At 48.5% G+C, this 14,458-nt stretch carries 8 protein-coding genes and 2 pseudogenes; all 10 read left to right on the forward strand.

Annotated elements, in window-relative coordinates:
- The first annotated feature begins 113 nt into the window (after window positions 1-113).
- On the forward strand, window positions 114-1,637 hold the full coding sequence (locus tag DXA55_RS02720) for an ABC transporter substrate-binding protein (RefSeq protein ID WP_117812971.1): 1,524 nt from the start codon (window positions 114-116) through the stop codon (window positions 1,635-1,637).
- Between the two features lie 150 nt (window positions 1,638-1,787).
- Window positions 1,788-2,725 (forward strand): annotated as a pseudogene (locus DXA55_RS19120) (ABC transporter permease).
- Window positions 2,726-2,737: 12 nt separating this feature from the next.
- Window positions 2,738-3,640 (forward strand): carbohydrate ABC transporter permease, encoded by a 903-nt coding sequence (locus tag DXA55_RS02730; RefSeq protein ID WP_117812972.1) that lies wholly within the window; start codon window positions 2,738-2,740, stop codon window positions 3,638-3,640.
- Between the two features lie 191 nt (window positions 3,641-3,831).
- The gene (locus DXA55_RS02735; RefSeq protein ID WP_117813066.1) at window positions 3,832-5,574 is read left to right on the forward strand and encodes a sensor histidine kinase; all 1,743 of its coding nucleotides are present in this window, start codon (window positions 3,832-3,834) and stop codon (window positions 5,572-5,574) included.
- Complete coding sequence (locus DXA55_RS02740) at window positions 5,552-7,147, forward strand: response regulator transcription factor (RefSeq protein ID WP_117812973.1); 1,596 nt, start codon at window positions 5,552-5,554, stop codon at window positions 7,145-7,147. The genes DXA55_RS02735 and DXA55_RS02740 overlap by 23 nt, the downstream gene beginning before the upstream one ends.
- Before the next feature lie 247 nt (window positions 7,148-7,394).
- Window positions 7,395-9,614 carry a beta-glucosidase BglX gene (gene bglX, locus DXA55_RS02745; RefSeq protein ID WP_117812974.1) on the forward strand — a complete coding sequence of 740 codons (2,220 nt, stop codon included), beginning with the start codon at window positions 7,395-7,397 and terminating at the stop codon, window positions 9,612-9,614.
- 200 nt (window positions 9,615-9,814) lie between these two features.
- Entirely contained in the window at window positions 9,815-11,185 is a 1,371-nt protein-coding gene (locus tag DXA55_RS02750; RefSeq protein WP_117812975.1) for an MATE family efflux transporter, read from the forward strand.
- 116 nt (window positions 11,186-11,301) lie between these two features.
- Window positions 11,302-12,608: pseudogene (locus tag DXA55_RS19125) on the forward strand (alpha-L-fucosidase).
- Between the two features lie 366 nt (window positions 12,609-12,974).
- Window positions 12,975-13,700 (forward strand): ABC transporter ATP-binding protein, encoded by a 726-nt coding sequence (locus DXA55_RS02760; protein WP_055221955.1) that lies wholly within the window; start codon window positions 12,975-12,977, stop codon window positions 13,698-13,700.
- Window positions 13,693-14,424: a putative ABC transporter permease subunit gene (locus tag DXA55_RS02765; protein ID WP_117812976.1), complete on the forward strand. Its 732-nt coding sequence runs from the start codon at window positions 13,693-13,695 to the stop codon at window positions 14,422-14,424. Before DXA55_RS02760 ends, DXA55_RS02765 begins: the two co-directional genes overlap by 8 nt.
- Window positions 14,425-14,458: the final 34 nt, after the last annotated feature.

The raw sequence follows: 14,458 nt of genomic DNA on the forward strand, positions 1-14,458 counted from the left end.
GTCGGAAGAGTGATACTTCGAAGTCAAATCAGTTATAGAGTTGTAAGTCAAAATTCTGCTATAATACAATCATCAAAGGTCACACAACACGATACGTGAAAAGGAGAAAAAGTATGAAGAAAAAAGTGTTAGCAGGCATTCTTGCAGCAACCATGGCATTTTCCATGGCAGCATGCGGAAGCACAGGATCCAGTTCTGATTCCGGTTCCTCCGCAGCTTCCGGAAGCACAGCAAAGACAGAGGAAAAAGGCGAGCCGTACACTGTAACTATGGTACTGCAGGGCAGCCAGCAGCAGGATGAAGAGAGAATCGAAGAAAAAATCAACGAGATTCTGGAGCCGGAGCTGAACGCAAAGCTCGATATCGTTGTTCTTCCGTGGGCAAGCGCAACACAGCAGTTACAGCTGATGCTTTCCGGCGATGAGAAGATCGATCTTCTGTACACAAATGCAACAACAGCTGTACAGTATATGCATTCCGGCCAGATCATGGATATGTCTGAACTGATTGACAAATACGGCACAAACCTGAAAGATATTTATGGCGAGGATATTGCAAAAACAAATCAGATTGATGGGTTTGTCTATGGCGTTCCGAACCAGATCGAACGAGGCAGCATTCCAGCCATCTTCATGAGAAAAGACCTGGTAGAAAAGTATAATATCAATACCGATGAAATCAAAGAGCCGAAGGATATGGAGAAAGTATTTGAGACCGTACAGGCAGGCGAGCCTGACATGACAATGCTGTATTCCATCAACGAAGGTGATACCCCACTGACCCGTCTGTTCCGTGGTGATGCACTTGGCGATGCCAACACGGGCGTTCTGATGGATCAGACCAACAGCACAACCGTAGAGAACTTCTTTGCGACCGACTGGTTCAAAGATACCGCAACGATGCTGTATGACTGGTATCAGAAAGGCTATATCAGCAAGGATGCCGGAACAAACACAGAAAACTGGAGAACCGTATGCAAAGCAGGAAACCTGTTCTCCCTGTTCTTCGCCTATCATCCAGGTACTCCGGTTGAGTTCCAGAGTTCTACCGGATATGATTTTGAAATCGTACCGTTCTATGATGCACCGATAATCAACTCTTCCTCCTACAGCGGAATTATCTTCTCTGTAGCACAGAACTCCGAAAATCCGGAAAAAGCAATGCAGGTTCTGGATTATATCTATGGCAGCCCGGAGGTCATGAACCTTCTGAACTGGGGCGAAGAGGGAACCGACTACGTAGTAGAAGATGAAGAAAACGGAATCATCAACTACCCGGATGGCGTAACAGCAGACAACGTAGGCTACAGCTTTAACTGTGGATGGGAGCTTCCGAACCAGTTTATCGCATACAAATGGAACGGATCTGACCCGCAGCTCTGGGACAAAATGCAGGAGTTTAATGATTCCGGTATCGAGTCGAAAGCACTTGGATTTATCTTTGATAACAGCGAATATACCAATCAGGTATCGGCTCTGTCCAACGTTGTAAAACAGTACAGCGGAGCACTTTACAGCGGTTCTGGAGATCCGGAAGAACTGCTTCCACAGTTCCTGGAGGCACTGGATGATGCGGGAATCAATGATGTCATTGCTGCAAAGCAGGAGCAGCTGGATGCATTTCTTGCAGCGAAATAAGCACCATAATTTGTAAAAAGAACACGACCGGGGCAAAAGAAAATCCGGTGTGATACAGTAACCGAAGGCTCCACTCTTACCCGAAAAGATGTGGAGCTTTCTCTGTGAAAGAACCTGAAAAAACAGCCCTCATAAAAGGAGACACGCTTTATGAAAAAAGCAGAGGTTAAAAAAGAGAAAAAGAAAAACGTGCTGAAGGAATATTGGCCGCTTTATCTGATGATGCTTCCGGCACTTCTGTATCTGCTGATCAACAACTATATCCCGATGGCAGGTATGGTGATTGCGTTTAAAAAACTGAACTTTGCAAAAGGTATCTGGGCAAGCCCATGGGCAGGACTCGACAACTTTAAGTTCCTGTTTTCCTCGAAGGATGCATGGATCATTACAAGAAACACGCTGCTGTATAACGTCGCATTTATTCTTGTAAACATGGTAGTCGGAATTGCCATTGCGATTCTGATTACGGAGGTAAGAAACACAAAGCTCAAAAAAGTGTACCAGAGTGCAATTCTTCTTCCGTTCCTGATGTCCATGGTTATCTTAAGCTACATCGTATATGCGCTTCTGAGTGCGGAAAATGGTCTTGTCAACAATTCGATCCTTCCGTTCTTCCATATTGACCCGATCCAGTGTACCAGAAACCGAAATACTGGCCGGCGATCCTGATCATCGCGAACTGCTGGAAGGGCGTAGGATACGGATGCCTGATTTATATCGCATCGCTGATCGGTATTGATCCTTCCTTCTATGAGGCTGCCAGACTGGACGGTGCAAGCAAATGGCAGGAGATCACAAAAATCACACTGCCGAGCCTCGTTCCGACCATCATTACCCTGCTGCTTCTCAGCATCGGAAGAATTTTCTATTCCGATTTCGGTCTGTTCTATCAGGTACCAATGAACTCCGGTGTTCTGTTCCCGACCACAAACGTTATCGATACCTACGTATACCGTGCCCTGATTGAACAGGGAAATATCAGTATGTCATCTGCAGCCGGTGTATACCAGTCTCTGGTAGGCTTCTGTGTCGTAATGTTGAGCAACTGGATTGTCCGCAAAGTAGACAAAGACCAGGCATTATTCTAGGAGGATGGAAGTATGACAAATTCAAAAAAAGCAAAACGTTTCCAGTTCTGGATTAATGTAGTACTCATTCTGATTACCTTATCCATTGTACTGCCGTTTGTACTCGTATTTATTTCCTCACTGACCGATGAAAACACACTGATCCGCAACGGATATTCGTTCTTCCCGGAGAAATTCAGCTTCTATGCTTACTCCTATATCATCCGCCAGGGCGAGAAAATCCTGAGAGCATACGGAATTACCATTTTTGTAACCATCGTCGGTACCGCTGCAAACCTTGCGATGTCCGCTCTGTTGGCATATCCGCTTTCGATTAAAAAGCTGCCGTACCGCAGAGCAATTACCTTTTTCGTATTCTTCACGATGCTGTTCAACGGCGGACTGGTGCCGACCTACTTGATGTATGTAAAGTATTTTCACATCAAAAACACGATCTGGGCATTGATTGTTCCAGGCTTCCTGTTAAGCGCAAACAACGTGCTGATGATCCGAAGCTACTTTAACACCAGTATCCCGGACGCGCTGTTCGAGGCAGCCAAAATCGATGGCGCCGGACACATGAAGATTTTCACCAGCATCACACTGCCGCTTGGAAAACCGATTCTGGTAACAATGGGACTGTTTTCCGCACTTGGCTATTGGAATGACTGGACAAATGGTTTATACTATTTATCAGGAAATGAAGGCCAGAAGCTTTACAGCATCCAGAACCTGCTGAATCAGATGATCACCGATATTCAGTACCTGGCAAGTGGAAAAGTAACCGGAAATATCGGCGCGGAGGTGGCAAAGCTGCCGACAACCTCGATCCGTATGGCAATCGCATTTATCGCCATGCTGCCGCTGTTTATCATCTATCCGTTCCTTCAGAAATACTTCGCAGAAGGTATCACACTTGGTGCGGTAAAGGGATGATTTTCCATGCAGGAATAAAAAAGAGAAACATTTCGGTGTTTCCGACATAAATCAGAAAAACAGTACAGACTCATGGAAACATGAGGTGTACTGTTTTTCTGCTGTATTATATTCAGAAAAAAAGATCAGTTCGTAAAATCAAACACGGAAAAATTTCGAGCGTACCGGAACAGAAAAAAGGAGGAAACTTCATGCATATTTCAAAACAGACGAAAAAAACAACACTGGCGCAGCAGGGGCGTTATCTTTTGATCTGCCTGCTGAGTATGCTGCTGCTTTTTCTGGCTGGGAGCGTGCTTATTCTGAACCGGACGCAGCGGCAGGTATATGAGCAGCTGGAAGAGATTTCAAAGCTGTATACGGATGAGCTGGATAACCGTTTTTTTCGAATCAGCCGAAACCTGTTCTCGACTGTAATGGACAGCTCCAACCCGGATTCTGCGTTCTGGAAATATATGGATCTGATGGAGAAGGATCAGTATGAGGAATATGTCATCACACAGCTGCGAAGGAACTATGTATCTGCAGCGTGGGATTTTGGAACGGATTACAATGTTTTTCTCTATACGCAGAAGGATGAGAGCTTATATCAGCTGAGCATTTCCTCCGACGGGCGTTATTCCATTGATCCGTATCTGCAGGAAGCGCTGAAGCGCCGGATCAGGAGTCTGTCCCAGCAGACGTATGCAGTCAAGAAAAAATGGACCGTGATGCGCCAGGGCAATGAGGTTTATATGCTCAAGGTAGCACAGAGTCAGGGCGTCGGATTCGGCTGCTACGTCAATCTGAAGACGATTTTGGAACCGTTCTCTGAGCTGTCTCTTGGGAAGAGCGGCTATGTCAGTCTCGTTGACCAGAACGGAAAAAGCATCGGAACACTGACGGAAAAAGGAATTGTAACGGATGGTTTGAAGCTTGATACCGGCAATTATACGTTCCGGCAGGAGCTTTCACAGGCACCGTTTGAAATTCGTACAAAAATCTCCTGGACGGGAGTCTTAAATCTGATGACGGGAAGTGTGTTTGCTCTTCTCGGCGTTGCATTTCTGATGGTGATTGCCGGTTCCGTGCTGCTGTTCCATCTGAAGACAAAAATCCTGAAGCCGGTCGCTATGTTTACGGAAAATCTTCAAAAATATGACAATGGGGATCTCACCTATCAGATGTCGGAAGGAAATCTGGTAGAGCTGGAGCAGATTGACGATAAATTCCGAAACATGATTCATCAGATCCGACGTCTGAAGATCACGCTGTATGAGCAGGAGCTGGAAAAACAGAAAATCGAGATGGATTACCTCAAAATCCAGATTCGTCCGCATTTTTACATGAACTGTCTGAACTTTATTTACAGCATGATTGACTTCGGACAGTACGATCATGCAAAGTCGATGAGCCGTATTACGTCCGATTATCTCGCCTATATTTTCCGCAATACAAGCGAGATGGTGCCGGTGACGGCGGAGACGAACCACTGCGAAAATTACCTCAAAATTCTGCTGCTGCGCTATCCGGAAAAATTCACCTATTATTTTGAAGTCCATGAAGAAGTGAAAGACGCGGTAATCTTCCCGTTTCTGATTCAGGTGTTTGTAGAGAATGCGGCAAAACATGCCCTGACGCTGGAGACGGTTCCGCTGATTTCCGTGACGGTTTACCCGGAGGACCGTGGCGAAGAAAAGTATGTCAACATTTATATTTCGGACACCGGAAACGGCTTCCCGGAGGAGACGCTGCAAAGGCTGAAAGCAGGGGAAGATATTTCCGAGCATGGAAAGCATATCGGGATTGAAAACTGCCTGAAACGATTCCGTTATTATTATGGTGATACAGGAGAGATTCATTTCGATAACAGCCCGCTCGGCGGAGCGATTGTAGATATCCATATTCCATACAAGACAGGGGGAGAAGAACATGAAACTATTGCTCGTGGATGATGAAGAGTACGTGATTGAAAGTATCAAAAGAAATCTCGATCTTACAGAGACCGGGGTGAGCGAGGTGTACACTGCGTTTTCCGTACAGCAGGCGAAGAACATCATGGGAATGGTGGACATTGATATTGTAATCAGCGATATCGTGATGCCGGGCGGAACGGGATTCGACTTTGTGGAGTGGGTCAGGAAAGAGGAGCTGAAGGTCCAGGTCATCTTCCTGACAAGCTATGCGGAGTTTGACTATGCCAGAAGAGCGATACAGCTGAACAGTGTCGATTATCTGCTGAAGCCCATTGATTTTGAAAAGCTGAAGGAGGCCGTACAGCGTGCGGCGGAATCCGTTGCGAAAGAAAAGAAAATACAGGATCTCAGGCAGGAAAGCATCAAGTGGAACCGGAACAGAAAAATTCTGCAGCAGGATATCTGGAAAAATGTGCTGAAAAGCGGCTTCTCCGAGGAAAAATTCTGCGAAACGGCAGCACAGCGCCAGCTTCCATACGGACCGGGACACTATTTCCGGCTGATTTGTCTGATGCCGGAAACAAAGAGCAATAAGCGGGAAATGTGGGATACGGCGACCATGGAATTTGTGATCGAAAATGTGCTGTCGGAACTGTATGAGGAAACGGATATTGCGGTAGATACTGTTTTTTACCAGGAACCGGGCATCTACTGGATTGTTACGCAGTCAAGGGAAAAAGCGTTCCCGCAGGACGGCGGGCAGGACGGTGAAATTCTGCGGCAATTTGTTATGTGGATGAATGAAAAAATCTATCCGGAGCTGTGGTGCGGCGCCGGGCAGTGGGAATCTGTACTGGGGATGCAAAAGCAGAGCCGGAATCTTCAGAAAATGCGGGAGGGAAGCCTTTCCGTGCGGAACGAGGTGCTGTTTCTGAACGAGTTTCGGGCTCCGCAGACCAGCTACGAAAATAGGGAGCTGGATGTGTGGAAAGCTCTGCTTTCGGAGGAAAAACCGGAGGAGCTGCTGGAGCGGCTGCAGAAATACCTTGACCGGACGGAACGGGAAGGAATGATTACCAGAGAATTTCTGGTAGCGCTCCGTACCGATCTGACCCAGGTGGTGTATGCATGGCTTTCGGAACGGGAGATCAAGGCGTACGCGCTGTTTGCCGATGCGGATATGGAAAATCTGCATCGGAATTCTCTTTACGGAAGAGAAGAGATGATAGAATATGCGGGGGTACTGGTTCTGAAAGCAGTGCAGTACAGACAGTACATCAACAAATCAGATTCGGTTACGAGCCAGGTATGCGCATACATTGATGCACATTACCGGGAGGAGATTCACCGGGAGGAGCTTGGAGAGCTTGTCTTTTTGAATACCGATTATCTGTCCCGGATTTTTAAAAAAGAAAAGGGTATTTCGATCAGCAATTATATTATTCAAAAGCGGGTGGAGGAGGCGAAAAAGCTTCTGACACAGAGTTCGCTGCCAATTAATACGGTGTCGCTGTATGTGGGGTACAGCAATTTCTCGTACTTTACGAAGATGTTTAAGGACAATACGGGATACGCACCGCTGGAATACCGAAGAAGCTTTAGTGAAAAATAGCGGAAAGCCACCCTTCACATGTCCGGGAAATAACAGAGGATTTTATCACTTTCTTACGCACCGGAACAACAGCAAACAGGTCAGAATAGTGAAAGAAAAAGGTCGGATCAGGGGATATTTTTTTCAGATCAGATGTGGTAAAATTTCAGTATAAGATTCAGAAAAAACGGAAAAACGATATTTTTCTGACATTTTAGGGGTTTCTGAAGAAGCAGATACAGCAAAAACGAGGTATGGAGGAGAAAAAATGACCGAGCAGAAATTAAAAGAGCTTCTGGCCGACATGACGCTGGAAGAAAAAGTGAACCAGATGAGCCAGGTGGTGGGTGCCTTCTTCAATAAAGATATGGACATCACAGCCATGGGACCGATGGCGGATAAAGGCTTTACGCCGGAAAATGTAGCGCTTTCCGGTTCCATCCTGGGCAGCATGGGCGCAGAAACGTTAAAGAAAATCCAGAAGGATTTTGTGGAGCAGCACCCGCATCACATCCCGATGCTGTTCATGCTGGATGTCATCAACGGCTTCAAGACCATTTTCCCGATTCCGCTGGGACAGGGCGCAACGTTTGAACCGGAGCTGTCCGAAAAGTGTGCGGCAGTTGCTGCAAAAGAGGCAGCCGTTTCCGGCCTTCACGTAACCTTCGCACCGATGACCGACCTGGTCCGCGATGCAAGATGGGGCCGTGTCATGGAGTCTACCGGTGAGGATCCGTATCTGAACGGTCTGTTCTGTGCCGGAATGGTGCGCGGATTCCAGGGAGACGATCTGAAGGAGCCGTACAAGATTGCTTCCTGTGTGAAGCATTTCGCAGGCTATGGTGCTCCGACAGCAGGAAGAGACTACAATACGGTAGAGCTTTCCGAGCATACCTTCCGTGACTTCTATCTGCCGTCCTACAAAGCCGGCATCGATGCAGGCGCAGCGATGGTAATGACTTCCTTCAACACGGTAAACGGTGTTCCGGCAACCGGAAACAAGAAACTGATGCGCGGCATCCTGCGTGACGAAATGGGATTTGACGGCGTTCTGATTTCCGACTGGGCGGCAATCGAGGAGATTATTTACCACGGCTACTGCGCAGACCGCGAGGAGGCAGCTGTACGCTCAGCCGAGGCAGGCGTTGACATTGATATGATGACCGGCATTTACTGCGAAAACCTGTGCCGTCTTGTAAGAGAGGGTAAGCTTTCCGAGGATCTGATCGACGAGTCCTGCATGCGTATTCTGGAACTGAAAAACAAACTGGGACTGTTTGAAAATCCGTATAAAGACGCAGACGAGACGAAAGAAAAAGAGGTCATTCTCTGCAAAGAGCACCGCGATCTGGCAAGAGAAGCCGCAAGAAAATCGTTTGTACTGCTGAAAAACGAAGAGAAAATCCTGCCGCTTGGCAAGGAGAAAAAAATTGCCTGGGTCGGACCGTATATCCACAGCAGAAACCTGATGGGCGCCTGGTCCTTTATCGGAGATGCAAAGGATGTGACAAATCTGGAAGAGGCCGTAAAAGTGCAGGCAGATACGACAAACATGAGCTTCCATGCAGGTTCCCCGATGCTCGGCTCCGACATCCGTCTGGAGGGCTTCGGTGAAGCGATGGAGCAGTCCCATACACCGGAGGAAGAGGAGGCAATGCTTCTTGAGGCTGTAAACGCAGCAAAGGAGGCCGAGGTTGTCGTTCTTGCGATCGGTGAGGACCGTCTGCAGTCCGGCGAGGCAACCAGCAACGCGAACATCCGCATTCCGGAAATCCAGCAGAGACTGCTTGAGCGCGTTTCAGAAGTTAATGAAAACGTTGTCGTTGTTCTCTTCAACGGCCGTCCGCTCGACCTGCGCGATGTCGTATCGAAAGCAAAAGCCGTTCTTGAAGTATGGATGCCGGGTACCGAGGGTGCCAATGCAATCGCAGATGTTGTTTTTGGTGCATACGCTCCAAGCGGCAAGCTGACCATGAGCTTCCCGTACTCTGTAGGCCAGGTGCCGGTTCACTACAACGAGTATTCCACCGGAAGACCGCATGTGCCGGGCAAGGACAAAGACCGTTTCCGTTCCAAATACCTCGACATCCCGAACGCACCACTGTTCCCGTTCGGATATGGCCTTGGCTATACCAGCTTTGCAATTTCAGATGTGAAACTGGACAAGGCAGAGCTTGGCATGGAAGATGAGATTAAAGCCTCCGTAACCGTGAAAAACACCGGCGATACAAAGGGAACCGAGACCGTACAGCTTTACATCCACGACGTAGCCGCATCCGTGGTACGCCCGGTGAAAGAGCTGAAAGATTTCTGCAAGGTAACCCTTCAGCCGGGAGAAGAAACCGAAGTCATCTTCAAAATCACAGAAGAAGAGCTTCGCTTCCTGACAGAAAATGAGCGTGTAGAAAGTGAAAACGGTGCTTTCGAAGTCTTCATCGGAAGCGACAGCACGACAGAGAATAAGGCAGAATTTGTGCTGAAAAAATAAGAAGCAATCCTGGGATGTAGCGTAAGCGGAATCAAGATGGGGGTCTGAATCGCTACGGAAAGATAAAAGAAAAGCCAGCCACAAAAAGCGAAAAGAATTTTGCTTTTGCGGCTGGCTTTTTTCTGCCGGTACCGTATTGACCCTTCTGTTAAAACAAAGTAAAATAGAAATTGGTATTGGGACGAAAGAGAGGAAAAGAAATGGGGTACTTAGGAAACAAGTTACAGGGGAAATACCACAAAGACACATTCCAGACCGCCGTCAACATGGCGTGGCCGGCGATCGTGGAGTCGTTTTTTATTGCATTTGCGGGTCTTGTGGATTCGCTGATGGTAAGCTCGCTTGGCTCTTACGCAGTTGCCGCGGTCGGCCTGACGACACAGCCGAAGCTGCTTGGCCTGGCGTTTTTCTTTGCACTGAATGTGTCGATTTCCGCCCTTGTTGCGCGGCGGCGAGGGGAACAAAGACAGAGTGCGGCGAATGAGACTCTGGTAACTGCGCTTGTATTTATTATCCTTGCGGCAGCTGCATTCAGTGTTGGATTTGTGGCGTTTGCAAGTCCGATCATCCATCTGTGCGGCTCAACGGCGGAGACGCATAACGGCGCAGTAACATATTTCCGTATCATCATGGGCGGTATGATTTTTAACTGTATCCAGATGGGGATCAACTCGGCACAGCGCGGTGCGGGCAATACAAAAATCACGATGCGCACAAATGTAACATCAAATACGATTAATATTATCCTGAATTATCTTCTGATCAACGGCCATTTCGGGTTCCCGGCACTCGGCATTCAGGGTGCGGCACTGGCAACCGTCACAGGAACGATTGTCGGATGTGTGATGAGCATCCTTTCCATCACAAAGCAAGACGGATTCCTGAATCTTGGCTATATTCTGAAGAACAAAATTAAACCGACGATTGCAGCGTTCATCAGCCTGGTCAGGGTCGGGTACAGTGTGTTTTTCGAGCAGGTTTTCATGCGGATCGGCTTTATGATGACGGCGATCATGGCGGCCAAACAGGGAACCGATGCGATGGCGGCACACCAGGTCGGCATGAATATTATGTCGCTTTCGTTTGCGTTCGGTGACGGCCTCCAGTCCGCAGCGGTTGCACTGATCGGCCGGAGCCTCGGCGCAAAAAAGCCGGATCTTGCGAAAGAGTACGGCAGAACGTGCCGTCTGATCGGCGCGGGCATCGCAGTATGCCTCGTTGCGATTTATCTCTTCGGCGGAAGATGGCTGTACAGTCTGTTTTTCGAAGAACAGCATATCATTGAAATCGGTGTCAGCATCATCCATGTCATTATTTTCGTCGTCATTTTCCAGATCTGTCAGGTTATTTACATGGGATGCCTGCGCGGTGCGGGAGATACGCTTTATACGGCAGTTGCATCTATGATCAGCGTTACATTTATTCGTACGATCGTTTCGTATCTCGGCGGTTACACGCTGGGGCTTGGCATCGTCGGAATCTGGTTCGGTGTGCTGGCGGATCAGATGTCGCGGTTTATCTTTGCGACGATCCGATTCAAACAGGGAAAATGGGTGAAAATTAAGATTTAATCGAATCAAGTAGCGAAGCGGATTGCGAATATCCGCTTGACGTAACGATTCAGAGCCATGCGAAATGGTACTCTGAATCATTACCAATATAAAATAAAACAGGAGGAAGCAAAACGATGTACAAATTTGACAGAGAAGCCTATGACAGGCGGATGGAGTGGTACCGCGACGCCCGTTTCGGCATGTTTATCCACTGGGGGCTTTACGCCATCCCGGCGCGCGGAGAATGGGTGCGGAGTACCGAGCAGATTCCAAAAGAAGATTACATGAAATATTTCGAGGAGTTCAACCCCGTTGATTTCGAGCCGCGGAAATGGGCAAAAGCGGCGAAAGAGGCCGGCATGAAATACATGGTTCTGACTGCCAAGCATCACGACGGTTTCTGCCTCTTCGACAGCCAGTATACCGATTTCAAATCCACCAACACGAAATGCGGCCGCGACCTCGTTGCAGAGTACGTTGATGCCGTCCGCGCAGAAGGACTGAAGGTTGGTTTGTATTTCTCCCTGCTCGACTGGTTCCACGACGATTTTCCGCACTACGGTGACCGGAATCACCCGATGCGGAACAACCCGGCATACAAAAACGATGACCGCGATTTCGACCGTTACCTGACCTACATGCACAATCAGGTACGCGAGATCTGCACAAACTACGGAAAGCTCGATGTGCTGTGGTTTGACTTTTCCTACGATACGCTGCGCGGCGAAGCATGGAAAGCGACAGAGCTGATCAATATGGTGCGGAAGCTCCAGCCGGATGTCATCATCGACAACCGTCTCGAGGTGAGCGGAGAGGGCTACGGTTCTCTGGCGGCCGGAAATCCGACCCCGTACCACGGCGACTTTGTGAGCCGGAGCAGATGATTCCGCCGAATGGCATCCAGGATGTAAATGGAAACGATATCGCCTGGGAATCCTGCGTTACGATGAACAATCACTGGGGTTATTGTGCCAACGACCACTTCTTCAAACCGGCACCGATGCTGATCAAAAAGCTGGTCGAGTGCGTATCGAAGGGTGGAAACCTGCTTTTGAATGTCGGCCCGGACGCCAGGGGAAATATCCCGGAGGAGTCGATCGAACGGCTGGCTGAGATTGGAAAGTGGATGAAGAAAAACGGAGAGAGCATTTACGGCTGCGGAAAAGCCGGTATTGAGAAACCGGACTTTGGCCGTGTGACGCGCCACGGAAACCATCTGTATTTTCATGTCTATGAAAATACCGTTGGGCCGCTGCCGCTGCCCGGCGTGAAAAAAGAAGAAATCCAGGCGATCCGCTACGTCGCAACCGGCGCGGAAATCCCGGTTTCCACAAGCTGGGTACACAGCGATTATCCGACCATGGCATTCGCCGATCTCGGCGAAGACCCGGTATTGCCGGATGGAGTCGATACAGTCATCGATGTGATTCTGAAAAAGTAGAGGGTAAAATCGGATTTGATCCTGGAGCGTGTCTGAAAAAGCATTTCCGCAATCTGCAGGCTTCACTTTGCGGTATCTTTTTTCAGACACGCTCTAAAAGTCTTACAAGTTCTTACAAAATTCTGTATTTTTCGTTCCGCTGATTGACAGTTCTGGCAGAAGAATGCATACTGAAAAAAACACAAGATCACAGCCCGTGCTTCGAAATTTAACTGAATCAAGCAAGTAGCGAAGATCCGCCTGACTCCTTTTCCTGCGCAGGGAAGGATAAGAGCTTTCGGAGTGAGAAAAGGGCAGTCTGTTTTTAGAAACGAAGCAAGAGAATCACAGTTTCGTTTTACAAGAAAAAAAGAGGGGGAATAAAACATGATTCGTCTGAACCACGTCAGCAAAATTTACGGCGATGGAAGCAAAAAAGCCGTCGATGATCTTTCCTGGGATATCGAAGATGGAAAGATCACCGGCTTCATCGGTCCTAACGGGGCCGGAAAAACGACAACGTTAAAAATGATCACCGGTATCTTAGCGCCGTCCGAGGGAACGATTGAAATCAATGGAAAAGATATCCAGAAGGATCCGCTCGAAGCCAAGCGCCAGTTCGGTTTTGTGCCCGACGACCCGGATGCGTTTCTTCGCGTCAGGGGAATTGAATATCTGAATTTTATGGCAGATATCTACGGTGTCGGAACGGAAGAGCGTCAGCGTTTTATCGAAGAAACCGCAAAACGCTTTGAGATGGAAGAGAACCTTTCGAGCCGTATCATGAGCTACTCGCATGGCATGCGTCAGAAAATCATGGTAATGGGCGCACTGATCCACAAGCCGCCGGTCTGGATTCTCGATGAGCCGCTGACCGGCCTTGACCCGCGCTCCGCGCACGAGCTCAAACAGATGATGCGTGAACACGCCGATGCCGGAAACGCCGTGCTGTTTTCCACCCATGTGCTGGAAGTAGCGGAAAAACTCTGCGACCGCATCGCCATCATCCATCACGGCCGCCAGGTATACCTGGGTACCCTGGAAGAATTAAAAGCGGCCTATCCGGATCAGACACTTGAAAATATCTTTCTGGAGATCACCGAACATGCGTAACTTATGGATTCTCACCCGTTTCCTTCTGAAAAGCGGACCAGGAAAAAGCAATCAGAAGAGCGGAAAAAAGAAAGCATTTTCGGACGGAGGACGTATCGTTGTATACCTTCTGCTTGGTGTCTGCCTCCTTCCCGTGTCGGTCTTACTGTTTCTTCTGGGATATTCCGGCTATACCTTCCTGCAGCCGCTCGGGCTGGAAACCCTGCTGATCGAGTTCGTCTGTGCCATTGGCATGATGGTCATTTTCTTCTATGGCCTGCCGCTGTTTCTGAGCGAGTATTACATGGACTCTGACCTCGTAAAGCTTTTGCCGCTGCCGTTTACCCCGGCGCAGATTGTCGGTGCGAAAGGCTTCTGCTGTCTGCTGAACGAATACTATCTTATTGTACTGCTGTTCTTTCCGTTTCTGTTAGGGTACGGGATCAGCGCCAAAATGGGCATTTTTTACTGGATCAATATGATCCTCGCCTGCCTTATTTTCCCGGTTGTGCCGCTCGTCTACGCCGCAGTTTTGACGATGCTCGTGATGCGTCTTTTCAAAAATATCCGAAACAAGGATTTCTTAAGCTACCTCGGGTTCGCCGCATCCCTGATTTTTGCGATCGGCATCAACGTATTTTCGCGCAGTATCGGAAATTTTGAAATGCAGGATATCATGAACCTGATGGAAAGCCAGAAGGGCACTCTGCGCGCCTTCCGGACCATTTTTCCGAACCTGCCCTGATGACCGGAAGCCTTGCAGATGCATCCTTTCTCAA

The organism is Blautia sp. OF03-13, from assembly GCF_003460685.1.
Taxonomy (GTDB): Bacteria; Bacillota; Clostridia; order Lachnospirales; family Lachnospiraceae; genus Fusicatenibacter; species Fusicatenibacter saccharivorans.